General features: G+C 70.1%; 21 protein-coding genes. 11 read left to right on the forward strand and 10 right to left on the reverse strand.

All coding sequences use genetic code 11. From position 1 onward, the window contains the following. The first annotated feature begins 15 nt into the window (after positions 1-15). On the forward strand, positions 16-1,329 hold the full coding sequence (locus tag SCMU_RS08110) for an MFS transporter (protein ID WP_229232498.1): 1,314 nt from the start codon (positions 16-18) through the stop codon (positions 1,327-1,329). A gap of 111 nt (positions 1,330-1,440) precedes the next feature. On the opposite strand, the gene SCMU_RS08115 is transcribed toward SCMU_RS08110, so the two are convergent. Then, a complete protein-coding gene (locus SCMU_RS08115) occupies positions 1,441-1,863 on the reverse strand; it encodes a DUF1844 domain-containing protein (protein WP_229232499.1) in 423 nt (140 codons plus the stop codon). Between the two features lie 346 nt (positions 1,864-2,209). Between SCMU_RS08115 and infC the strand changes: the two genes are divergently transcribed. The 5 genes from infC (at position 2,210) to SCMU_RS08140 (ending at position 6,145) form a co-directional block, all read left to right on the forward strand. Continuing rightward, entirely contained in the window at positions 2,210-3,322 is a 1,113-nt protein-coding gene (gene infC / locus SCMU_RS21145) for a translation initiation factor IF-3 (protein WP_443020245.1), read from the forward strand. A 163-nt stretch (positions 3,323-3,485) separates the two neighbouring features. Then, on the forward strand, positions 3,486-3,680 hold the full coding sequence (gene rpmI, locus SCMU_RS08125; RefSeq protein ID WP_066497294.1) for a 50S ribosomal protein L35: 195 nt from the start codon (positions 3,486-3,488) through the stop codon (positions 3,678-3,680). A 95-nt stretch (positions 3,681-3,775) separates the two neighbouring features. Continuing rightward, complete coding sequence (gene rplT, locus SCMU_RS08130) at positions 3,776-4,159, forward strand: 50S ribosomal protein L20 (protein ID WP_189694680.1); 384 nt, start codon at positions 3,776-3,778, stop codon at positions 4,157-4,159. A gap of 108 nt (positions 4,160-4,267) precedes the next feature. After that, positions 4,268-5,167 (forward strand): TrmH family RNA methyltransferase, encoded by a 900-nt coding sequence (locus tag SCMU_RS08135; protein WP_443020282.1) that lies wholly within the window; start codon positions 4,268-4,270, stop codon positions 5,165-5,167. A gap of 57 nt (positions 5,168-5,224) precedes the next feature. Further along, a complete protein-coding gene (locus tag SCMU_RS08140; protein WP_229232501.1) occupies positions 5,225-6,145 on the forward strand; it encodes a cation diffusion facilitator family transporter in 921 nt (306 codons plus the stop codon). 221 nt (positions 6,146-6,366) lie between these two features. Here SCMU_RS08140 and SCMU_RS08145 read toward each other — a convergent pair whose 3' ends face one another. Beyond that, a complete protein-coding gene (locus SCMU_RS08145; RefSeq protein ID WP_443020283.1) occupies positions 6,367-7,521 on the reverse strand; it encodes an MFS transporter in 1,155 nt (384 codons plus the stop codon). A gap of 262 nt (positions 7,522-7,783) precedes the next feature. On the opposite strand from SCMU_RS08145, the gene SCMU_RS08150 reads away from it, so the two are divergent. After that, positions 7,784-8,236, forward strand: a complete 453-nt coding sequence (locus SCMU_RS08150) for a (deoxy)nucleoside triphosphate pyrophosphohydrolase (protein WP_229232972.1) — start codon at positions 7,784-7,786, stop codon at positions 8,234-8,236. A 5-nt stretch (positions 8,237-8,241) separates the two neighbouring features. Here the strand turns inward: SCMU_RS08150 and SCMU_RS08155 are convergent, their stop codons facing one another. From SCMU_RS08155 to SCMU_RS08165, 3 genes are read right to left on the reverse strand one after another with little or no spacing between them, the layout of a single operon-like run. Further along, on the reverse strand, positions 8,242-9,315 hold the full coding sequence (locus SCMU_RS08155; protein ID WP_229232503.1) for an Rv2578c family radical SAM protein: 1,074 nt from the start codon (positions 9,313-9,315) through the stop codon (positions 8,242-8,244). Between the two features lie 58 nt (positions 9,316-9,373). Next, entirely contained in the window at positions 9,374-10,018 is a 645-nt protein-coding gene (locus SCMU_RS08160; protein WP_229232504.1) for an SIMPL domain-containing protein, read from the reverse strand. Continuing rightward, the gene (locus SCMU_RS08165; protein WP_229232505.1) at positions 10,015-10,443 is read right to left on the reverse strand and encodes a DUF4157 domain-containing protein; all 429 of its coding nucleotides are present in this window, start codon (positions 10,441-10,443) and stop codon (positions 10,015-10,017) included. The genes SCMU_RS08160 and SCMU_RS08165 overlap by 4 nt, the downstream gene beginning before the upstream one ends. 88 nt (positions 10,444-10,531) lie before the next feature. Here SCMU_RS08165 and pheS point away from each other — a divergent pair, with 88 nt between their 5' ends. The 4 genes from pheS (at position 10,532) to SCMU_RS08185 (ending at position 16,107) form a co-directional block, all read left to right on the forward strand. Continuing rightward, complete coding sequence (gene pheS / locus SCMU_RS08170; RefSeq protein ID WP_443020285.1) at positions 10,532-11,581, forward strand: phenylalanine--tRNA ligase subunit alpha; 1,050 nt, start codon at positions 10,532-10,534, stop codon at positions 11,579-11,581. A gap of 3 nt (positions 11,582-11,584) precedes the next feature. Beyond that, complete coding sequence (gene pheT / locus SCMU_RS08175; RefSeq protein WP_229232506.1) at positions 11,585-14,131, forward strand: phenylalanine--tRNA ligase subunit beta; 2,547 nt, start codon at positions 11,585-11,587, stop codon at positions 14,129-14,131. A gap of 15 nt (positions 14,132-14,146) precedes the next feature. After that, entirely contained in the window at positions 14,147-14,824 is a 678-nt protein-coding gene (locus SCMU_RS08180) for a 4'-phosphopantetheinyl transferase family protein (RefSeq protein WP_229232507.1), read from the forward strand. A gap of 209 nt (positions 14,825-15,033) precedes the next feature. Continuing rightward, on the forward strand, positions 15,034-16,107 hold the full coding sequence (locus SCMU_RS08185) for an IS630 family transposase (RefSeq protein ID WP_371829592.1): 1,074 nt from the start codon (positions 15,034-15,036) through the stop codon (positions 16,105-16,107). Here SCMU_RS08185 and SCMU_RS08190 read toward each other — a convergent pair. The 5 genes from SCMU_RS08190 to SCMU_RS08210 form a co-directional block, all read right to left on the reverse strand. After that, the gene (locus SCMU_RS08190; protein ID WP_229232508.1) at positions 16,090-17,028 is read right to left on the reverse strand and encodes a DUF998 domain-containing protein; all 939 of its coding nucleotides are present in this window, start codon (positions 17,026-17,028) and stop codon (positions 16,090-16,092) included. The genes SCMU_RS08185 and SCMU_RS08190 overlap by 18 nt on opposite strands. 270 nt (positions 17,029-17,298) lie before the next feature. Then, positions 17,299-17,487: a hypothetical protein gene (locus SCMU_RS08195; protein ID WP_229232509.1), complete on the reverse strand. Its 189-nt coding sequence runs from the start codon at positions 17,485-17,487 to the stop codon at positions 17,299-17,301. Between the two features lie 92 nt (positions 17,488-17,579). Beyond that, entirely contained in the window at positions 17,580-18,071 is a 492-nt protein-coding gene (locus SCMU_RS08200; protein ID WP_229232510.1) for a hypothetical protein, read from the reverse strand. A 468-nt stretch (positions 18,072-18,539) separates the two neighbouring features. After that, complete coding sequence (locus tag SCMU_RS08205; RefSeq protein WP_229232511.1) at positions 18,540-19,940, reverse strand: M1 family metallopeptidase; 1,401 nt, start codon at positions 19,938-19,940, stop codon at positions 18,540-18,542. Next, a complete protein-coding gene (locus SCMU_RS08210) occupies positions 19,910-23,854 on the reverse strand; it encodes a Pls/PosA family non-ribosomal peptide synthetase (protein WP_229232512.1) in 3,945 nt (1,314 codons plus the stop codon). The genes SCMU_RS08205 and SCMU_RS08210 overlap by 31 nt, the downstream gene beginning before the upstream one ends. Between the last annotated feature and the right edge of the window lie 38 nt (positions 23,855-23,892).

Consider the following 23,892-nt stretch of genomic DNA (forward strand, 5'->3'; position numbering starts at 1 on the left):
GAAGAGGACCCCAGCATGGACTTCGCCCAGTACGGGCACCTTTGGCGGCGGAAGGAAGTCCGCCGCCTCCTGCTTGTCGCCATGGTCGCGCGGCTTCCCCATTCCGCGGCGGGCGTCCTCCTCACGCTCCATGTGGTCCAGACCCTCGGGCTCGGCTACGCGGCGGCCGGAGCAGTCGCGGCCGTCCTGACGATCGGGATCGCGCTCGGGGCGCCTTGGCGCGGCCGCCGCGTGGACACCGCGGGCCTGAAGGCCGCGCTCGTTCCCTCCGTCATCGCCGAGGCCGTCGTGTGGGGCCTTGCACCGCACTTGAGCTACCCGCTGCTGCTGGTCGCAGCACTCATGGGTGGACTCTTCGCCCTGCCCATCTTCTCCGTGGTGCGCCAGTCGCTCGGCGTCATGACCGTCTCCGGGCAGCGGCGCACCGCGTTCGCGCTCGACTCGATCTGCACCGAGGTCACCTTCATGGTCGGCCCGGCGCTCGCCGCCGTGGTGGGGGTGAGCGTGTCCACCGTGTGGGGCATCACCGCGGTCGGCGCGTCGGCGGCGCTGGCCGGACTCGCCCTCATGTGGTTCAACCCGCCCACGCGCTCGGGCCAGCCGGGCGCGGTGGCGGAGGACGCCGCCGGGGCTGGGGACGATCTGTCCGAGGTCGCGTCGGGCCCGGAATCGGCGGAGTCGCCCGCGCCGGCGGAAGTCGCGGCGGGCCAGGCCGACGGCGCGTCGGGACTGCGGCGCCTCCTGGGGCGGGCCAGGGGCGGGGCCGCGTGGGTGAGCGTGGCCGTCGTCGTGGTCCTGGCCGTCGGCGCGGGTGCCGGGATGGTCCTCTCCGGCACCGACGTGGGGATCGTCGCAGTACTGCGCTCGCACGGGGAAGCCGTGCAGCTCGGCGTCGTGTTCTTCTTCTGGTGCTTCGCCTCGCTCGTGGGCGGCCTCGTCTACGGTGCGATGCGGCGGCCAGTCTCACCGCTCGTGCTCCTCGGGGCGATGAGCGTCCTGACCATCCCCATGGGGTTCGCGCATGACACGACGTCCCTGAGCGTGCTCTCGATCCTGCCGGGACTCCTGTGCGCGCCGACGCTCGCGGCGGCTTCCGAGCGGGTGGCGGAACTCGTCTCGGAGGAGCGTCGGGGTGAGGCGATGGGGTGGTACGGGTCCGCGCTCACGGCAGGCACGGCACTCGGCGCGCCGCTGTCCGGGACGATGATCGACACGATCGGTCCCTGGGCCGGGTTCGTGGGCATCGGCGCGGCAGGCGCGCTGCTCTGCGCCGCGGGGATCGTGGCGCAGAGCGCACGACGACGCCGCGCCCCCCACCCTGTCGGCTGACAGTGGACTGCCACCCCCCACGCGCGTCTGGGAGTCACGTTCTGGGAGTCACACGAGGTGACTCCCAGAACGTGACTCCCAGACGTAGGGCGACTCTTGGGGCGTAGCCGGTCAGTTGACTGGGCCGGTGTACTTCTCGCCCGGGCCCTTGCCGGGCTCGTCCTGGATGACGGACGCTTCGCGGAACGCGAGCTGGAGCGAGCGGAGGCCGTCGCGCAACGGACCCGCGTGCTGGGAGCCGATCTCCGGCGCCGCGGCGGTGACCAGACCGGCGAGGGAGGTGATGAGCTTGCGGGCTTCGTCCAGGTCCTTGAGATCCTCGGCTTCGGGCCCGTCGGCGAGCCCGCACTTGACGGCGGCCGCGCTCATGAGGTGCACCGCCGTTGTCGTGATGACCTCCACCGCAGCGACCTCGGCGATGTCGCGCACCTCGGCGCTCACGTCAGGCGCGCCGGCGTGCGTCTCGTCGGCACCGAAGCTGTGACGGTGGGTCTGGTCGGAGGGGGCGGGGGAGTTGGGGCTGGTGCTGCTCATGCTGCTAAGCTTTGCACAGACCGACTGGATGTCGTGACCACTGTGATGAGGCCGACGAACCCACACGGCAGGCCAAGGGGAAGCTCCTCCGAGGCGCTGTTGTGGGGATTCGTGCGTTCACCCTGTATAATCGATTGATAGTTTGCAAGCGGAGATCTCTCCCACCTGTCGGCGTCCGAGCCTCTGGCCGGAAAGCTGCCGGGTACTCAGGTTGGCCGGGGCGGCATGTGCCGCACCGAGCAGGCGCGTCCTCTAGGGGAACGCGCGCCATCCGAGGCCTCCGATTGCACCGGCAATCGGGGGCCTTCCTTGTTGCCGGGGCACATCAGTCACCGAGTACAGGAGCTTGAACATTAGCGATCCACGCATCAATGATCGAATCCGCGTTCCCGAGGTTCGCCTCGTAGGCCCTGCGGGCGAGCAGGTGGGCATCGTGCGCATCGAGGATGCGCTTCGACTGGCAGCTGAGTCAGACCTCGACCTTGTCGAGGTGGCGCCGCAGGCCAAGCCACCGGTATGCAAGCTGATGGACTTCGGCAAGTACAAGTACGAGGCTGCGGTCAAGGCGCGCGAGGCCCGCAAGAACCAGACCAACACGGTTCTCAAGGAAATCCGCTTCCGCCTCAAGATCGATAAGCACGACTACGAGACGAAGAAGGGCCATGCCCTCCGCTTCCTCGGTGCTGGCGACAAGGTCAAGGCCATGATCCAGTTCCGCGGCCGCGAACAGCAGCGCCCCGAGATGGGCATCCGCCTGCTCCAGCGCTTCGCGGAGGACGTCGCCGAGGTGGGCTTGATCGAGTCCACGCCACGGATCGACGGTCGCAACATGGTCATGGTCATCGGCCCGCTCAAGAACAAGGCCGAGGCCAAGGCGGAGGCCCGCCGTTCTGCCCAGCGTGCCGCGGACAAGGCCAAGGCCGAGGCCGCCAAGACAGCGTCCGTCACCGCCGAGCAGTCGCCCCTGACCCAGTCGCTCGGCGATGCCCTGCCCGCAGAGTTCTTCGAGGCCGCCATGGCCCGCGAGGCCGCGGAGCAGGTCGCGGAGCAGAACGCGGAGCAGAACACCGCCGAGCAAGAAGCGGAACGGGTCGTCCAGGCGCAGGCCGAACCGGCCGAGGCCGCCGACCTTGCGGTCGAGGCGGAGGAGGTCGAGGCACCCGAGGTCGAGGCGGAGGAGACTCAGGCGGAGGAGACTCAGGCTGAGGCCGCGAAGGCTGAGGCGCCTGCGCCCAAGGCTGAGGCCCCGAAGGCTGAGGCGCCTGCGCCCAAGCCGGCGACTCCGGCGGCAGCCAAGCCGTCGCCGTCGGCTGCCCGCCCCGCCGCGCCGAAGCCCTCGGTGCCGGCCCCCAAGCCCGCGGCTCCCAAGCCGGGGGCACCGCGACCGTCCGCGGGCGCACCCAAGCCCTCCGCCCCGAAGCCGACGGCACCCCGGCCGTCCGGCCGTCGGGGCAACTAGCCAGACCCGGCCCGGCCGCCTCCCTTGATGAGGGGACGCGGCCGCCGAGTCCACCGCCGCCGGCCTCGCGCTGGCGGGCGGCTGCAACCAGTCGGCCTGCGAGAGCAGGCCGCCAGAGAAATCCGCGGCCACGTGCCACGGGAAACAAAGGAGATCGGTTCCCATGCCGAAGATGAAGACGCACAGCGGCGCCAAGAAGCGCTTCAAGCTGACCGGTTCCGGCAAGCTCAAGCGCCAGCAGGCCAACCGCCGCCACTACCTCGAGCACAAGCCGACCACGCTCACCCGCCGCCTCGCCGCGGACAAGATCGTCTCGGGCGGCGACGCCAAGGTCATCAAGCGGATGCTCGGCATCTGATTTTCTTCCACCACCGGCCCTGAGAGGGGCCACTAGCCATCCCGGCCGGGCCCAACGCGCCCGGGTGACTGGGAGAGATTCAAAGGAGTACGCACGTGGCACGTGTGAAGCGGGCAGTCAACGCCCTCAAGAAGCGCCGTACCGTCCTCGATCGGGCGTCCGGCTACCGTGGTCAGCGCTCGCGCCTTTACCGCAAGGCCAAGGAGCAGCTGCTGCACTCGTTCGTGTACAGCTACCAGGACCGTCACAAGCGCAAGGGCGACTTCCGCCGCCTGTGGATCCAGCGCATCAACGCTGCGTCCCGCGCCAACGGCCTGACCTACAACCGCCTCATCCAGGGCCTCAAGGCCGCTGAGGTGGAGGTCGACCGCCGCATGCTCGCCGAGCTGGCCGTCTCCGACGCCGCCGCGTTCTCGGCCCTCGTCGAGGTCGCCAAGAAGGCCCTCCCGGCCGACGTGAACGCCCCGGTCGCGAAGTAGGCTCTCGAAGCTTTCGATGGCGCCCGTGCAGCACACCGCTGCACGGGCGCCGTCGCGTCTGGGCGGCTTCGGCCTCGCTAGAGTTGGTCCGTGACATCGAGCGAGACCATGACCAATCCCCGCGCCGACCGGGTGCGCGACGTCGCCAAGCTGGCCGCACGCACCACGAGGAACCGCCGCGGGCAGTTCCTGGCAGAGGGGCCCCAGGCCGTGCGTGAGGCGCTGCGCCTCGACGCCGCGCGGCGCGCGGAGGGGAGTGGCGCCGTCGTCCTCGAGCTCTACGCCTCCGCGGCATGCCTCGATCGGTATCCCGACATCGCCGACCTGGCTGAAGCGACCGGTCGGCTGCGGCTCGCCGACGACGACGTGCTGGCCGCCATGGCGGATACGGTCAGTCCCCAGGGGATCGTCGCTGTGTGCGCGATGCTCGACGTCCCTCTCGCGTCGGTCCTCGCGGGCACCCCCCGCCTGGTCGCGGTCATGTGCCGTGTCCAGGACCCCGGAAACGCCGGCACGATCCTGCGGGCGGCAGACTCGGCCGGAGCCGATGCCGTGGTCCTCACCACCGGCAGCGTGGACATCTACAACCCCAAGGCGGTCCGCAGTACCGCCGGCTCGCTGTTCCACGTGCCGGTGGTCCTCGGCGCGGATCCCTCCGACATCGCGGCTGCGGCCCGTTCCGCGGGCCTCGGGATCCTCGCGGCCGACGGCGCGGGCTCGCTCGATCTTGACGCGCTCCAGGACGAGTCCGCGGTCCGTCGCACCCTCGGCGCGGACGCGGCGCACGACGCCGCTACGGTCGCCTACCGCCTCGAGGACCCCTCCGTGTGGCTCTTCGGCAACGAGGCGCAGGGTCTGAGCGAGGAGGAGAAGGCTCTGGCCGACCACTCGGTCGCCGTCCCGCTGTATGGGGAGGCCGAGAGCCTCAACGTCGGCACGGCCGCGACCGTCTGCCTTTACGCGAGCGCGAGGAGCCAGCGGCGCGGCCGCCTGCCGGAGAACCGGTAGGTTTGTTCCGGGCCCGCACGCACCCGCGGGGCCGGAACAGATGGAAGAGGGAAGAGCATGGCTTCTGGCGGTGGGACCAAGGCCGTTGTCGCGGCGCTGTCTGCGAACCTGTCGATCGCGGTGATGAAGTTCCTCGCGTTCGCGCTCACGGCATCCTCGTCGATGCTGGCCGAGGCGATCCACTCCGTGGCCGACTCGGGCAACCAGGTCCTCCTGCTCATTGGCGGGAGGCGGTCGAGGAAGCAGGCGGACCGCGAGCACCCGTTCGGCTACGGGCGCGAGCGGTACATGTATGCGTTCATCGTCTCGATCGTGCTGTTCAGCGTGGGCGGCCTCTTCGCGCTGTTCGAGGCCTGGGAGAAGTTCAAGGACCCCCACGGGATCGAGGGGGCCTGGTGGTGGGTTCCGCTTGCGGTCCTCGTCGGTGCCATCATCGCCGAAGGGCTCTCGTTCCGGACGGCCATCAAGGAGTCTGCCCACGATCGGGGCGACCAGTCGTGGGTGGCGTTCATCCGCAACGCGAAGAAGCCCGAGCTGCCCGTGATCCTGCTCGAGGACTTCGGAGCGCTCATCGGCCTCGTGTTCGCCCTCTTCGGCGTCTCGCTCACGCTCGTGACGGGCAACGGGATCTGGGATGCCGCCGGCACCGCGATGATCGGACTGCTCCTCGTGGTGATCGCGGCCGTCCTCGCCATCGAGACGAGCTCACTCCTCCTGGGGGAGTCGGCCACGAAGGCGGACGTGGCGAAGATCGAGGCCGCCATCGCGAGCGACGGCACGCGCGTCATCCACCTCCGGACGATGCATCTCGGGCCCGAGGAGCTCCTGGTTGGCGCGAAGATCAGCGTGGCGCGGGGAGCGAGCGGGGCCGAGATCGCGCGCTCGATCGACGACGCCGAGGCGCGCATCCGGGGCGCCGTCCCGACCGCTCGCGTGATCTACCTCGAGCCGGACATCCAGCGGGTCGATCCCTCGTAACCCGTCCTTCTGACGCGAAGGTTCGAAGAATCTTCGCGTCACCACGGTGCGCCCCGAAGGCGGCGCCCCCATGCTGGGGGTTACCTTCTGACGCGAAGGTTCGAAGAATCTTCGCGTCACCACGGTGCGCCCCGCAGGCGGCGCCCCCATGCTGGGGGTCACCTCCTGGAAGTCACGTCCCGTGGGACAACCTTCAGGAGCTGACCTTCAGGAGATGACCCTTAGACGTGGGGGCTGGGGAGGGGACGCCGTCGTTCGAGGGCACCGCTCGCGAGCGCGATCCCGAGGCCGAGCACGGCGAGGGCGGCACCGACGTAGGCGGGTGCCACGAATCCCCAGCCGGCGGCGATGACCGCGCCGCCCAAGAACGCTCCGAGCGCGTTGGCCACGTTGAGGGCGGAGTGGCTCAGGGACGTCGCGAGGGTCGCGGCACCGGGGGCGGAGTCGAGCAGCCGCGCCTGCAGCGCAGGGATGAGGACCGACCCGGAGCCGCCCACCACGAAGACCATGAGCAGCGCAAGCGGCCAGACCGGTGCCGCGAGGCCGTACAGGACCATGACGAGCGCGACGACGGCGAGGGCCCGGTAGATGGTCCCCATCACGGACCGGTCCGCGAGCCGCCCGCCCACGATGTTGCCCGCGACCATGCCGAGTCCGTAGAGCCCCACGACCACGGGCATGAGATCCTCCGGCAGGCCGGCGACCCCGGTCATGGTGTGCGCGATGTAGGTGTACGTGGCGAAGAACCCGCCGAACCCGACGACGCCGACCGCGAGGGCGAGCCACAGCTGGATCCGCCTGAGGGCCGAGAGCTCCCGGCGGATGCTCGCCTCCGGATGGGGCGGCTCGAACGGGACGAAGCGGGCCATCATGGCGACGCAGGCGACGGCGATCACGCCTGTGGCCACGAAGAGGAGGCGCCATCCGAGGGACTGGCCCAGCCAGGTCGCAGCGGGTACGCCCAGGACATTGGCGATGGTGAGGCCGGACATGACGGTGGCGATCGCCCAGCCACGCCGCGTGGGGGCGACGAGCGAGGCGGCGACGACCGCGGCGGTGCCGAAGTACGCGCCGTGCGGCAGGCCGGCGGCGAACCGCGAGACGAGCATCGCGCCGTAGTCGGCCGCCACGAACGAGGAGAGGTTCGCGAGCGCGTAGAACGCCATGAGACCGAGGAGCAGCGCCTTGCGCGGCAGCCGCGCGCCGAAGGCCGCGAGCAGCGGCGCGCCGACAACCACGCCGAGCGCGTAGGCCGAGATGAGCTGCCCGGCCTCCGGGGTGCTGATCGACAGGCCGCGCTCGATCTCCTTGAGCAGCCCCATGGTGGCGAACTCAACCGTGCCGATGGCGAAACCGCCCAATCCCAGGGCGAGCATGGCCCAGAAGAGCGGACGCGGCGCCAGCAGCGTCGAGCGGTGGAGCGCTGCCGGGGCGTCGGCGGGGACGGGGACGGGTGGCTCTGCGCCGGTGTGGGGGAGCGTGGGGTCCGGTGTGGGCACGACGGCGTTCCTCAGGTGTGGTGGGGCTGCGTTCGGTGGGGCTGTGGCGGGGAGGAACGGCGTTGGCCCTCGTCTGTGTGCCAACTCTACGGGCGGCCAGATCATTCCGATGCCACTGCCTACACTGTGAGACGTGCAGATGCAGACTCAGGACAGCACCGGCGGAGCCATGGTCCAGGTGGTGGGCGGGGCCATTGTCGACTCGATGGAACGGCCCACGCGGCTCCTTGCGGCGCGCAGGTCGGCGCCGCCTGCCTTCGCGGGCATGTGGGAGTTCCCGGGGGGCAAGGTCGAGCCCGGCGAATCGGCCGAGCAGGGACTGCGGCGGGAGCTTCTCGAGGAGCTTGGCGTCACCGTGGCCCTGGGCGCCGAGGTGGCCGGCCCGCTCGCAGAGGGATGGCCCCTGAACGACCGGGCCGCGATGCGCGTCTGGCTCGCCCAAGTGACGGATGGGGTACCGGCGCCGCTCGAAGACCACGATGAGCTCCGCTGGGTTTCCCTGGACGGCGACGGAGTCGAGCAGCTGCCCTGGATCCCGGCCGACTTCCCGATCGTCGCAGCGCTCCGCGCGCACCTCTTGCGCATCCCGTAGGGGCGTCAGAAGAGTACGTCCTGGCGCGGAGGGCCGGCTGGCGGAGCCGCCTGGGGCGCCGCAGTCTGGACGTGCTCGTCACGGTGCCCAAACGCCTCGTCCCGCTCGAAGCCCTTCCCGAACCCGTGGCGGTCCTTCGCCGCTGCCACGCGGCGCCCGAGCCACGCCCGGTAGTCCTTCGGCGCGTAGGCGCCCTTTGCGTACATCCGCCGGTACGGCCCCACGAGTCGAGGATGCTCGCGGGCGAGCCAGGACATGAACCATTCCCGTGTGCCGGGACGCAGATGCAGCGCGCCGACGGTGACTCCGGTCGCGCCGGCGGCCGCGAGCTTGGCCATGAGCGCGTCGAGGTGTTCCTCGGAGTCAGTGAGCCACGGCAGGATCGGCATGGCCATGACGCCGCACGGCAGACCGGCGTCACGCAGCCTCGAGACGAGGTGGAGCCTCGCGGCGGGAGAGGGCGTGCCCGGCTCGAGCGCGGACTGGAGCGCGGGGTCGAGCACCGCGAGTGAGATCCCGGCCCCGACCGGGACGTGCGCCGCGGCGGCCTTGAGCAGGGGCAGGTCCCGTGCCAGGAGCGTGCCCTTGGTGAGGATCGAGAACGGCGTCCCGGAATCAGCGAGCGCCCGGATGATGCCGGGCATGAGGGCATAGCGTCCCTCGGCCCGCTGGTACGGGTCCGTGTTGGTCCCGAGCGCGACGTGTTCGCGCTTCCACGACGGCTTCGACACCTCGGCCCGGAGGACCTCCCCGACATTCACCTTGACCACGAGCTGCTGGTCGAAGTCGAGGCCCGCGTCGAGGTCCAGGTACGTGTGCGTGTTCCGGGCGAAGCAGTACACGCACGCGTGGCTGCAGCCGCGATAAGGGTTCACGGTCCACCGGAACGGCATGGAGGACGCCGGCGGGACCTTGTTGAGCGCCGATTTCGCGGCGACCTCATGGAAAGTGATCCCCTGGAACTCCGGCGTCCTCACCGTGCGCAGCGCGCCCGCAAGGGACAGGAGGGGCGGCTGGGCCGGGCGGCCGCTGTCCGACTCGGGGAGCGGCTCGGCCACCGTCTGCGTGTTCCATCGCATGGAGTCTATTCGAAGCTATGTTCGAACAGGTGTCAAGCTTCCCGGCCCGTTGGGAGTGTCAGGCCGTGCCGAGCTCCCACGTGACGGTCACCGACGCCGTGATCTCCGACTCTCCCGCCTCGAGGGGCGCACCCGCCTCCGCCGCGAATGCCACCCGGCGCAGCGGCATCGGCGGCCCGACCGGGGCCGAGGGCTGGCCCGCCTCGACATGCACGACGGCGCCCAGTGGGCGGCCCGCCAGCGCGGCAAGCCGCTCGGCGGCCGCCCGGGCGTCGCGGAATGCGGCGTCCTGCGCCGAGGAACGCGCCGCGGAGGGGTCGGAGATGCCGAGCGAGAGGCCGTGGATCCGGACCGCGTCGCCACCGGCCGCGACGATTGCGTCCAACAGCTCGCCGGTCCGCGCGATCTCGCGCGCGCCGATCGTCAGCCCGCGGCTGGCGGCGTACCCCACGAGCTGCTGCCCGCGCCCCTCCTCCCACGTCATCTCGGGCGTGACGGACAGCGAGGCCGAGGCGATGTCGGAGCGCGCGACGCCGGTGCGCAGCGCCGCGGCCACGATCGCCTCCGAAGCCCGGGACGCGCCGTCGTACGCGTCACCGAGGCGAGGCGCGCGGACCTCCGAACCGATCCGCAGGATCGCGATGTCCGGCACGGCGGTCACCGATCCGGTGCCGGTGACGGTGATGGAGTCCGGGTGGCTCATGGCTGGGTGTCCTTCCGGGGTCGGTAGCCGCCGTCCTCGAGGCCGGCGAGGCGCTCGAAGGGGTTGAGCGAAGCGGGGTCGCCGCCGAAGGCGAGGGATACAAGGGCGCCCGCGAGGTGACAGGCGAAGTAGAGCGGCAGGAACGGCAGGCCGAGGCACGCGGCGTACTGGGTGGCATGCCGCGCCTCGTGGGCGAGGAGCTCCCGGCGGGCGAGCAGCTCCTCGGCGCTGCCCCGGGTGAGGATCACGTTACCGACCGTGAAGGCGCCCGCCACGGGCAGGCGCGGCGTGTAGCGCTCGGCCACGAACAAGCCGTCGGGCCCGCGGCGCAGGGGAGTGCGGGCCGCCGCGGCCAGTGCAAGGCCCAGCGGCGTCGAGAGGTTCAGGGTGTTGAGCACGGCCCGTGCCCGGCTGCCTGCGCGCACAGGGGCATAGTAGCCCGTGAACTAGACTTGACGGGTGCCCGAGACAACGCCCCCATCAGCTGAGACCGAAGCAGCGACCGAAGCACCCGTGATCGCACCGAGCGTTCCAGACCCCGTCGACGAGGTGGCCATCGCGGCCGCCGTCGAGGAGGCGTTCTCCGCCATCGCCGCTGCACCGGACCTTGACGCGCTCAAGGCCGCCCGCATCGCGCACACCGGCGAGAAGTCGCCGCTCGCGCTCGCGAACCGCGCCATCGGCTCCCTCCCCAAGGAGTCCAAGGCGGCCGCCGGCAAGATCGTGGGCGGCGCCCGCGGCCGGGTCAACAAGGCCGTCGCCGAGCGCCAGGCCGTCCTCGAGGCGGAGAACGACGCCCGCATCCTCGTCGAGGAGACCGTCGACGTCACGGCGGCCCCGCGCCGCCGTCGTGCGGGCGCGCGCCACCCGCTCTCGACCCTCCAGGACCGCGTGAGCGAGATCTTCGTCGGGATGGGCTGGGAGATTGCCGAGGGTCCCGAGGTCGAGTCGGAGTGGTTCAACTTCGACGCCCTCAACTTCAAGCCGGACCACCCCGCGCGAGAGATGCAGGACACGTTCTTCGTGGACCCGCCCGAGGCGCACCTGCTCATGCGCACGCACACCTCCCCGGTGCAGGTCCGCTCGATGCTCGAGCGCGAGGTGCCGATCTACGTCCTGTGCCCCGGCAAGGTGTTCCGCACCGACGAGCTCGATGCGACGCACACGCCCGTGTTCCATCAATTCGAGGGCCTCGCGATCGACAAGGACCTCTCCATGGCGGACCTGCGCGGCACCCTCGAGCACTTCGCTCGGCAGATGTTCGGCGCCGAGGCCAAGATCCGGCTCCGCCCCAATTACTTCCCGTTCACCGAGCCGAGCGCCGAGCTGGACATCTGGCACCCCGGCGCGAAGGGCGGCCCGGCGTGGATCGAGTGGGGCGGCTGCGGCATGGTCAACCCGAACGTGCTGCGCGCCGCCGGGATCGACCCCGAGCTGTACTCGGGCTTCGCGTTCGGCATGGGCATCGAGCGCACGCTCATGTTCCGCAACGAGGTCGCCGACATGCACGACATGATCGAGGGCGACGTCCGCTTCAGCCAGCACTTCGGGATGGAGATCTAACCCATGCGAATCCCCCTTTCATGGCTGCGCGAGTACACGCAGCTCCCTGCGGACGCGACCGCAGAGGACCTCATGGCCGACCTCGTGAAGGTCGGGCTCGAGGAGGAGGCCGTGCACCGGCCCTCCGACACGATCAGCGGCCCCATCGTGGTGGGCCAGGTGCTCAGCGCCGTCAAGGAGCCGCAGAGCAACGGCAAGACCATCAACTGGTGCCAGGTCCGCGTGGTCCCCGAGGGCCAGAAGCAGACGCTCACCGGCAAGGGCATCGAGCCTTCCGGCATCCAGGGCATCGTGTGCGGCGCCCACAACTTCGAGGCTGGGGACAAGGTCGTGGTGACCCTGCCCGGCGCGACCCTGCCCGGCGACTTCCACATTGCCGCCCGCAAGACCTACGGCCACGTTTCCGCCGGGATGATCGCGTCCGTGCGCGAGCTCGGCATCGGCGACGACCACGATGGCATCCTCGTGCTGTCCCGGATCGGCCTCGACCCCGAGATCGGCACCGACGCGCTCGAGCTCCTCGGCCTGAAGGACGAGGCCGCCGAGATCAACGTGACTCCCGACCGCGCGTACTGCTTCTCGATCCGGGGCATCGCCCGCGAGTACTCGCACGCCACCGGCACGGAGTTCACCGACCCGGCCACGCTCGTGGCCGCGCCCGAGACGCTCGACGGGGGGCACGCCGTCGTGCTGGACGACGACGCCCCCATCTACGGCGTGCCCGGGTGCGACCGGTTCGTGGCGCGCACGGTGCGCGGCATCGACCCGGCCCGTCCCACCCCGCAGTGGATGGTCTCGCGGCTGCGCCTGGCAGGCGTCCGCTCGATCTCGCTGCCCGTGGACATCTCGAACTACGTCATGTTCGAGCTCGGCCAGCCGATCCACAATTACGACCTCGACAAGCTCACCGGTGCCATCACCGTCCGGCGCGCCGCACCGGGCGAGAAGATCACGACCCTCGACGACAAGGTCCGCGACCTCGACCCCGAGGACCTCCTGATCACGGACGAGTCCGGCCCGATCGGCATCGCCGGCGTCATGGGCGGGGCCACGACCGAGTGCTCGGACACGACCGTGAACGTCCTGGTCGAGGCCGCCCACTTCGACCCCGTGAGCATCGGCCGCTCGCGCCGCCGCCACAAGCTGCCCTCCGAGGCATCCAAGCGGTTCGAGCGCGGCGTCGACTGGAATGTCGCGGGCGTCGCGGCGCAGCGCGTCGTCGACCTCCTCGTCGAGCTCGGCGGCGGGACGGCGGACGAGGCAGGCACCGACGTCGGGACCGCGCCGGAAGCGGTGCGGATCGACCTCCCGGCCGAGTTCGCGTCGCGGCGGATCGGCATGGAGTTCAGCGACGAGCTCATCACGCGCGCCCTCGGGGACCTGGGCGCGGACGTGCAGCGGGCCGGCGCGGACTTCGTGGTCACGCCGCCGAGCTGGCGCAACGACCTCGAGACCAAGGAGGACCTCTCCGAGGAGATCGCCCGTCTGGTCGGGTACGACAAGATCCCGGCGACGCTCCCCGTGGCGCCCCCCGGGCGCGGGTTCACCCGCACGCAGCAGCAGCGGCGCCGGCTCGTCCAGGCGCTCGCGGACGCCGGCCTGACCGAGGTCCTCGCGTACCCCTTCGCGACCAAGGCGGAGAACGAGACCTTCGGTGTGGCCGAGGAGGGTGCCGTGCGCCCGGCCGTCAAGCTCGCCAACCCGCTGAGTGAGGAGCGCGGCTGGCTGCGCACCTCGCTGCTGCCGGGCCTGATCGACACGGCCAAGCGCAACCACGGCCGCGGCTTCCGGGACCTCGCACTGTACGAGGCCGGTCTCGTGTTCCTCCCCGGCGACGGTGCGCTCGGCACCGCGGAGATCCCGCCGCTCGGCGTGCGCCCCTCGGACGAGGTCCTCGACTCGCTCTACGACGGTCTTCCGAACCAGCCGCTGCACGTCGCGGGCATCTTCACGGGCAAGGACTCGCCCGAGGCGCCCGGCGCAACGCCGCGTGCGTGGGATTGGGCGGACGCGCTCGACGCCGCGCGGCTCGTCGGCGACGTCCTCGGCGTCGAGCTCGTGGTCGCCCAGGGGGCGCACCAGGCGTTCCACCCGGGCCGCGCCGCCCAGCTTTCGCTGCGCTCCGGGGAGGTCATCGGGTACGCGGGCGAGCTGCACCCGAAGCTGCTCGCGCAGCTGGACATGCCGGCGCGCTCCGTCGCGTTCGAACTGGACGCCGAGGCACTCTTCGAAGCCGCCGCCGACGTCGTGGTGGCCAAGCACATCTCGACGTTCCCCGTCGCGACCCAGGACGTCGCGCTGATCGTCGACGCCGAGCTGCCCGCCGACTCCGTGCTCGGCGCCCTGCGCGAGGGTGCCGGCGAGCTGCTCGAGGACGTGCACCTCTTCGACGTGTACACGGGCAAGGGCATCGACGAGGGCAAGAAGTCCCTCGCGTTCGGCCTGCGCTTCCGCGCCGAGGACCGTACCCTCACCGCCGACGAGGCCTCCGAGGCGCGCGCCGCCGCCGTGGCGCTCGCCGCGAAGCGGTTCGGCGCGGTCCAGCGCTGACCACCTGAGGAAGCCGTGCTCCTGCGGGCAGTGCCGCTCGGTTCACCCGGGTCGGCGCTGCCCGCCGGCGTCTGCACCCCCGGCGAGCTCGAGCGGGCCGCCGCGATGGTGGACCCGGCGCGGCGGCACGGGTTCCTCGCCGGGCGGCTCGCGCTGCGGGCGTTCGTGGCGGAGCTCCTCGGGGTGGATCCGGAGCTCGTGGTCCCGGCCTATGCCTGTCCCGACTGCGGGCCGGGGGAGCACGGCGTGCCCGGCTTCGCTCTCGCTGCCGGTCCCGGCTCCGCGCACGACGACGGGGGGCGGCTGCCGCTGGATGTCGCCGCGAGCATGTCCCGGGCGGGAGGGTGGGCCATCCTCGCCGCTGAGGTCACCCCGTGTACCGCCGAGGTCACCTCGTCGCGTGCGAGGCCGGGGATCGGCGTCGACCTTGCCTTCGTAGCGGACTTCCGCGATGCGATCCCGAAGGCCGCCTTCTCGGCGACCGAGCGCCGTCGTGCGTACAGGGCGGCCGACCCGCCAGGCGAGGCCGCGCGGCTGTGGGCCCGCAAGGAGGCACTGCTCAAGGCCCTTGGCACCGGGCTGCGGGCAGATCCTTCCCATGTCGAGACCGTCGGCGAAAGCCGGGTCCACGATCTGGACACCCGTGGGCTCGGGCTCCCAGAGGGATTCGTCGCGGCCCTCGCACGCACCTGACTGGCGACAAGCCGAAGGCCCTCCACCACCACCGCGTCCGCGGAAGTGAAGGTCAAGCGCCAGCTACGACCGGGGTGGGCCACCACGGTCGTAGCTGGTCAGCTATACGACATACCTGCGTGCGTGCTCATAGCTAATCGTGAATCAGGCGTTTTCTAGTGTTCCGTGTCGTTAGTTCCTGAATGGTTGGTGCGCTGGGAGAATTGGCTATGGCGAATTCTCCGGCTGCTGCATTGCGTCTGTTCGAGGGTGACGAGCCGGAGCTGCGGCGGTGGATGCGCGCGACCACGGTCCGGGCGGGGCTGGTGAAGCGGGCGCGGATTGTGCTCCTGGCGTCGGAAGGCGTCGCGAACACGCGGATCGCCGAGCTCGCCGGCGCCTCGGTGGTGACGGTGCTGAAGTGGCGGTCCCGGTACGAGGAAGCGGGGATCGCCGGCCTCGATGACGCGGAGCGTTCGGGGCGCCCGCGGGAGCTGGATCACGCCGAGATCGTGGCGACGACCCTGACTCCGCCGCCGAAGAAGTATGGGGTGACGCACTGGTCCTCGCGGCTGCTCGCGTCGCACCTGAAGGTGGGCAATGCGACGATCGCGAGGGCGTGGCGCGAGTACGGGGTGCAGCCCTGGCGGTCGGAGACGTTCAAGTTCTCCACCGACCCCGAGCTGGTGGGCAAGGTCACCGATGTCGTCGGGCTGTACCTGGCGCCGCCGGAGAACGCGATCGTGCTGTGCGTGGACGAGAAGTCGCAGATCCAGGCACTGGACCGGACGGCGCCGATGCTCCCGATGCGGCCAGGCGACGCGGAGAAGCGCACCCATGACTACACGCGGCACGGCACGACGACACTGTTCGCCGCGCTCGAGATCGCGACAGGGCACGTCACCGGGGCGGTCAAGCCGAAGCACCGCAGGCAGGAGTTCCTCAGCTTCCTCCGACAGCTCGATCGCGCATACCCCGAGGTCGAGCTGCACCTGGTGATGGACAACTACGCGACCCACAAGACCCCGGAGGTCAAGGCGTGGCTGGAGAAGCACCCTCGCTTCCGCGTGCACTTCACCCCGACCTCGGGGTCGTGGCTGAACCTCGTCGAGGTCTGGTTCGGGATCATCGACCGCCAGGCAATCCGCCGCGGAATCTTCACCAGCGTCAAAGACCTCAACGCCAAGATCCGGCAATTCATCACCGGCTGGAACGACCGCAAACACGCCTTCGTCTGGACCAAGACCGCCGACGAAGTCCTCAAGAAGGCGAACCATCAGCCAACTTCAGAAACACGACACTAGCTCGCGCTCAAGTTGCGGCACGTTCCATTTTCGTAGACGTGGCATCCTTTTGACTGCAAAGGTGACACGATCACGACGTTCGGTCTTCCGACGTCGTACCTTATGCGCTCCGTGACTGACTATGAGTCCCATAGTGACCATGCCAGCGATGAAAGCGTAGACCACTACACGCTCGTAGAATCCTGGAACGCCGAAGCCATCAAGCCACGTCATGATGATTGCTGAGACGGCTGATATGACCGCCAGCGCGATAAGGAACAGTGACCAGTTCGTCTCGCTCAACCACAGGATGCCCAGGGAGAGCATGGCAACGATTGTCCCGACTACGAGGATAACTAGGCTCGCCGGGTGCAAACGGTGGTGTAGGTTCTCCGGGAAAATGCCGATGCCGACAAGTCCGATGCCAGTGGCAAACAGTGCCACGCGCACGATGAAGGCAAGGTGGTCTGGAGCCGTCAAATGACGGTTTGAGTGGACGCCGATGATGTGGCCCCATAGTGCACGTCCGTCGCTGATCCTCCTTCTCCCCTTATCGACGTCTTGCAGTGCCTTCAGCTCGCCGGGGTGCGCGGCGACGCGGAGCACGGCCGAGGTAATCAGCGAAGCGGCAACGATGATTCCCAATCCCAGGTAGATGAACGATACGTTCATCACGACGAATGCTTGCGAGCACAACCATCGGCCGTCGTCCTTGCAGACCGTCGCGCCGAGGTCGCTGATCATGTTTGTGAGGTAGCTGTAGTTGTCCTTGCCGTCGATAGCCCAGTTCCAGCTGAGTGAGACGGCGTATTCGAAGGCGATGAACTGGACGAGACCCTTCGCGGCCCACGATCCAATGAGGTGCTGGCTATCGGCGCAGTCTGGTTTCCGCTTCTCAGACCAGTTGTCGAGCAAGCCCACAAATCGTCCTATGACGCTCATGGCAGGATTAACGCGCGCGTCTGGACTAACTGCAAGAGGCGCGGATGACGTGACATCTGAGGTGTAGGTACCCGTCGCTCACTTTCGGTTGGGTGATGAACTTGTCGGTCGAGTCGCTACCCAGTGCTACCGAGCCATTGCGCCTCGATGACCCGCCGATGCACTGGCGATGCCTCGACCCAGAATGCGCGCGCGGCCTGGGAGTAGCAGGCGGGCCACAGCACTTGCGCGGGGACATGCTCGCGCGTCCACGCCAAGGCGAAGCTTGGTTCAGTGCGCTCGGTGCCGTCGTCTCACCGTGGCGAGCAGAGAGAGTGCGATCAGGAGCACGACGACGCGGCCAACGACGCGCAGGATGCGGCGAATCGGGTGGCGCTTCGGTCGCTTGACGCCGGGCAGCGGAATGACTTGGGCCGACGGGCGTGGGGGAGCGGGATCGTGGCCGGGCAGAGCGGACATGGCGACGTTCCTTGAAATGGCGGTATCCAGTGAGGAAATCGGGAATACTTCAAGGCTACGAGGCTAGTTTCAATTGGTGAAGCGCGGGATTTCTAACTTCCACCCTCTTCAAGTGCGAGGTCGGTTATGTATTTCAGTCCTTCCATGGCCTCTTTCCACGCCTCTCCAAGATTGGCGATGTCGGCGATGCTCGCCATGATTGAGGCGGCGACATTAAGGGCTCGGGACGTCCTACGAGCGTTCCGCAGTTTCACGAACGCCTTGGCTGCTTCCTTCCAACGACGGTACTTCGCCGTGCCGGCTGCGCCAGTGAGACCGGCGGACCTGAGCGGAATACGGAGGTCTTCCGTAATGCGACCGACCAATATCTCGTGGATGTCGGGTAGGTTGCGCCACCCTTCGCGTTCGTCGTCGAAGTACTCACCCTCCAATCCAACAGGAGGGTTTTCATATACGTCCTCCATAAACCGACGAACATCACCGATGAAGAGTCTAATTCGACGGAGGTCGTCTGCGTCATCAGGATCGAACTCCGGTTCACGAATGCCCGGTCCGCCTCCTGGACCACCGTAATACTCGCTCACGGCACTTCACCTTTCTCGAGTAGTTCGCCACCATGACACAGCAACACCCAGAGTGACACCTCAAGGTTAGGAGCGGAAGGGGCGGATCGGGTGAATTGGTGGTGCGAGGCCTAAGGCACATCTGCCCATGTAATCGACACTGCGCTCTCAATTCTCCTCCGGTTGTGTCATAAATAGGGGCATATGAATGACGATAAATTCAAGATCAGGTTCCCGGATTTTCCTGACTGGCTGACTGACGTAGCTCCTATGCCAGCCAATGCGTCAGACCAGCCGGTGGCAGCGGTGGCAGACAGTCTCCCGGACAAGTAGGTCACCAAGAAGACAAGGCCGGCCGACTCACTACAAGCCGGAGTACTGCCAGCAGATAGTCGAGTTCTTTACGGTCGAGCCGGAAGAGACGATCGACCTGACTCCTCATCCCAGGGACATGACCCCTCATCCGGGGTGGGGCTCGCGCTGGCGGCGTCAGCTGGGGAACGCCGGGAGCTTCCGCTCGAAGAGCCACGGGCGCAGGAGCTTCTCCGGGGCGAACCCCTGCGCGCCCGCCCCGACGCGGCCCAGGATCTCCACGAAGTCGGCCGTCGAGGCGTTGGCGTGCCGGTTCTCCTCGCCGAAGGCCCGCAGCGAGCGGAAGAACCGGTCCTCGCCCATGGCGCGGCGAACGGCGTGCAGGGCCAGGGCGCCGCGCTTGTAGACGCGGTCGTCGAACATGAGGTCGGGGCCGGGTGCGCCCACCACGATGTCCTCCTTCTGGGACGCGACGAGCTTCCACGCCGCGGCGGCCCGCGACGTCGCCGACCCCTGTCCCGCGTGCTCGCTCCACAGCCACTCGGCGTAGCACGCGAAGCCCTCGTGCAGCCAGATGTCCTCCCACCGCCGCGCGGTCACGGAGTTCCCGAACCACTGGTGCGCGAGCTCGTGCGCGAGGAGCCGCTGGGACTCCCACGATCTGGTGATGTGGTTCCGCCCGACGATCGAGAGGGTCTGCGCCTCGAGAGGGATCTCGAGCTCGTCCTCGGTCACCACCACCGTGTAGTCCCGGAACGGGTACGGCCCGAAGAGCTCGGAGAAGAGCTCCACCATGGCCCGCTGGTCCCGCAGGCCCGTGAGCGCCTCCTGACGCAGGGCGGACGGCACCGCGGCGTACACGCCGACGGCGGGGGAGGAGCGGCGTGGGATGCGGCCGAGCTCGAGCATCTCGCACCGGCCCACGAGGAGCGTGGCGAGGTAGGGCGCCATGGGCTCGTGGACCTCGTACACCCATGTCTCGCGGCTGGACTTGCGCCGGTGTCCCACGAGCAGCCCGTTCGAGATGATCCGGTACCCCGCATCCGCGGTAGCGGTGATACGGAACGTGGCCTTCTGGCTCGGGTGGTCGTTGCACGGGAACCACGTAGGCGCACCGACGGGCTGCCCCGCCACGAGCACGCCGTCCGTGAGCTCCTCGAAGCCGACCTCTCCCCACTGCCCGTCCACGGGGCCGGGGTTGCCCTCGTACCGGACCTCCACGGTGAAGTCGCTCCCCTTGGCGATCGGGGCGGCGGGCGTGATGCGCAGCTCGTCGCCGCGCTGGGCCGTCTTGGCGGGGCGGGCGCCATTGACTTGGATCTTCGGGGCACGGAGCCCCGTGAGGCTCAGGGTGACCGTCTCGAGCCTGTCCTTCGCGGTGGCCCGGATCAGTGCGCGCCCGGCGAGGCGGTTGCTCGCCAGCCGGAGGTCCACCTCGAGGTCGTAGTGCCGCACACGGTAGGCCGCGCTGCCGTGCCCGGGCGTGTAGGGGTCCGGCAGGGCACCGTTCTTGGACTTCTTCCGGGGCAGGATGTGCTTGATGGGGCTCACCGGCTCGGCGCCTCCGGCTCCTTCCATGGCGCCACGGGGTTCCCGCGCCAGTACGTCGCTGCGGGCACGTGCTCGCCCCGCATGACGAGCGACGCCGGCCCCACCGTCGCGCCGTCGGCGATCTCGGCGCCGGGCAGGATGACCCCGTGCGGCCCGAGAGTCGCGCCTTCGCCGAGCACGACGGCGTCGATCGCCATGATCCTGTCGTGGAACAGGTGCGTCTGGACCACGCAGCCGCGGTTCACGGTGGAGCTGGGGCCGAGGGTCACGAGGTCGGCCTCCGGCAGCCAGTAGCTCTCGCACCACGCACCGGAGCCGATCCTCGCGCCGAGGGACCGCAGCCACCACACGAGGGCCGGCGTGCCGGACGCGGCGCGCGCGAACCACGGCGCCGCGACCATCTCCACGAACGTGTCCTGCACCTCGTTGCGCCAGACGAACGCACTCCACAGCGGGTGCTCGCCGGCCTTGATGCGCCCCACGAAGAGCCACTTCGCTGCAGTCGCGGACGCCGCCGCGATTCCCCCGGTCACGAGCATGACGGCGCCGCCGAGCAGCGCGGCGGCAAGGTACCCCCACGCGGCGGCGATCCAGTCGAGGGCGGTGAGCACGACGACGGCGATGGCCACCGTGAGCACGACCGGCACCGCGCGGCACAGTTCCCACAGGGCACGCGCGACCTTGAGCCGCCCCGCCGGGCGGAACGTCCGTGCGGCGTCCGTCTCCATCGCGGTGCGCCGCAGCCTCACGGGCGGGCTGCCGAGCCAGGACGATCCCGACTTGGCCTTCTTCGGGGTCGCGGAGAGGACGGCGACGAGGCCGTCCTTCGGCACGGAACGGCCCGCCGCCGTCATCCCGGAGTTGCCCAGGAACGCGCGCTTGCCGATCTTGGCCGGGGCGATCTTGACCCAGCCGCCGCCGAGCTCGTAGCTGGCGACCATGGTGTCGTCGGCGAGGAAAGCGCCGTCGGCCACGGTGGTCATGGAGGGCAGGAGGAGGACCGTGGAGGCCTCGACGTCCTTGCCGACCTTCGCGCCCAGGACCCGCAGCCACACGGGCGTGAACAGGCTCGCGTAGATGGGGAACAGCACGTCGCGGGCCAGGTCGAGCACCCGCTCCGTGGCCCACACCTGCCAGCCGTAGCCCGTGCGCGAGCGGATGCGATGGTAGCCCTCGGTGAGGCCGAGGCCCAGCAGCCGGACCACGCCGGCGATGAGCAAGAGGTTGAGCACGAACCACACCGCCGCCGCGAGCGGCGTGGCTGCGAGCAGTGGGACGAAGGCCGCGTGCAGTGACGCGCGCCCGTGCGCAGCCCAGACGAGGACGAGCGCGGCGGCCGCGGCGGAGACGAACGGGATGAGGGCCAAGAGCGTCGAGCCGGCGGCGAACGCGCCGATCCATGCGCCCTCACACAGCCTGGACCGCCGCGAGGGGACCTCGGGCCACCCATGCTTCGCCTTCCCCACGCGTGACGCGGGTGAGCCGGCCACGCGCAGGCCCGCCTTGACCTTGCCCGACACGGCGGAGCCCGGGTCCACCACGGCCCCCGCGCCGATCCGCGCGCCGGGCAGCAGCGTGCTGCGGGCACCGACGGTTGCGCCCGCGCCGATGCGGACGCCGCCGATGTGCACCCAGTCGCCGTCGATCCACCAGCCGGACAGGTCGACCTCGGGCTCCACCGAGGCGCCCGGGCCAACGGAAAGCATGCCCGTGACGGGCGGGACGGAGTGCAGCACGGCGTCGCGGCCGATCGTCGCGCCGAGCGCCCGAGCGTAGTACGGGACCCACGGCGCGCTCGCGAGGCTCACGGCCTGGGCGAGGTCCGCGATCTGCTCGGCGAGCCACAGCCTCAAGTGAACGGGGCCCGAGCGCGGGTAGCGGCCGGGGCCGACGCCGCGCAGCAGCAGCCGCGCCGCCCCCACCGAGATGGCCATCCGGCCCCACGGGCTCACGAACACCATCCAGGACGCCGCGACCCACCACCACGAGAGCGTCGGCGCCGCGGCGAACCCGGCGACTGCCGCAAGCACGTTGTTGGCGGCCGCGAGGTAGGTGAGCCACCGCATGCCCACGAGGATGAAGAGTGGGACTCCCATGAGCGTCTGGAGCAGCTGGGCCCTGCCGGAGGTGGGCCGTACCGTGCGCTCGCGCGGCGCGAGGCTCCCGGCCGCCGGCGCCGTGCCCAGCACTGCCTCGACGAGCGCCCCGACGCGCGGATGTGCATACACATCCGCGACCGTGACGGTGGGGTAGCGGCGGCGCAGGGCCGAGACGAGCTGGGCGGCGGCGAGCGACCCTCCGCCGTGCCCGAAGAAGTCCGCATCGAGCCCAGGGGCCCTGGTGCCGAGCACCGCGCCCCACTGCTCGACGATCCACGCGGCGTCCTCCGGCAGCTCGAGATCGGGCCCTTCATCGTTGTCCTGACCCGGCAGCGGCCACGGGAGCGCGTTGCGGTCCACCTTGCCGCTCGTCTTGGTCGGCAGGGTATCGACGACGGCGAGCACGGGCACGAGCGCGGCCGGCAGCTCTCGCGTGAGGTGCTTCCGGGCCGCGGCGAGGTCCGGCGTCGTACCCTCGGCCGGCGCGAGGTACCCCACGAGGATCTGGTTCCCCGCCGCCGTCGTGCGCACGGCGGCTGCAGCGCCGGCGACTCCTGGCAGCCCCTGCAGCGCGGCGTCGACCTCGCCGAGCTCGATGCGGCGGCCGCCGAGCTTGACCTGTTCGTCGGCGCGCCCCATGAAGAGGAGCCCTGCGGGCTCGTACATGACAAGGTCGCCAGAGCGGTAGGCGCGCTCCCAGCCGAGCGTGGGCATGGGCGCGTACTTCTCGGCGTCCTTCGCGGGATCGAGGTAGCGGGCCAGGCCCACTCCGCCGATGATGAGCTCACCGGTGCCGCCCTCGGCCACAGGCACGCCGGCCTGGTCCACGATCGCGAGGTCCCAGCCGTCCAGCGGCAGCCCGATCCGGACCGGCCCGTCGCCGCCCATGGGCGCCGCGCAGGCCACGACGGTCGCCTCGGTGGGCCCGTACGTGTTCCAGACCTCGCGGCCCTCGACGGCGAGCCGGGCGGCGAGCTCGGGCGGGCACGCCTCGCCGCCGAAGATGAGAAGGCGGACGTTCTCGAGCGCCTCGGCAGGCCACAGCGCCGCGAGCGTGGGGACGGTCGAGACGACGGTGATGCCGCGCTGCACGAGCCATGGACCGAGGTCCATGCCCGTGCGTACGAGGGCCCGCGGCGCAGGGACCAGGCACGCCCCATGCCTCCACGCAAGCCACATCTCCTCGCACGAGGCGTCGAACGCCACGGACAGGCCCGCGAGGACGCGGTCCTCGGGGCCGATCGGCTCCGCCTGGAGGAACAGCCGCGACTCGGCGTCCACGAAGGCCGCGGCCGAGCGGTGCGATACCGCGACGCCCTTCGGCGTGCCGGTGGAGCCGGACGTGAAGATGATCCAGCAGTCGTCCTCGGGGGCCGGCGGGCGCGGCGACGGGAACGGCTTGGGGCGCTTCCGGTCCACCACCATCGAGCCGCCGCCGCGCAGGATCCCGGCCACCTTGGCCTCGCTGAAGACGAGCTTGGCGCGCTCATCGGGATCGTCGGCGTCGACCGGGACGTAGGCGGCGCCCACAAGCATCGTCGCGAGGATCGCCACGTACAGCTCGGCGGTGCCCGACGGGATGCGGACCCCGATGCGGTCGCCCGCGCCCAGGCCGGCCGCGTGGAGCTTCCGCCCCATCGACCTGACCTCGTCGAGCAGCTCGCTGTAGGAGAGGGCCCGCGTCCCGTCGTCGAGCGCGGGGGCCTCGGGGAAGGCATCGGCGCTCGCGGTGAGGACGTCGATGAGGGTGCGGGCCGCCGGGGTGCGCTGGGATCCCGCGAGCTGGGGCGGATAGCGCCGCGGGGTAGCGTCGAGGACTTCGGGCTCACTGGTGGGTGTCATCGTGCAGCCATTCTTCCATTGCGCCCCGGCCGGCCGCA

Source organism: Sinomonas cyclohexanicum, assembly GCF_020886775.1.
GTDB classification, from domain to species: Bacteria; Actinomycetota; Actinomycetes; order Actinomycetales; family Micrococcaceae; genus Sinomonas; species Sinomonas cyclohexanicum.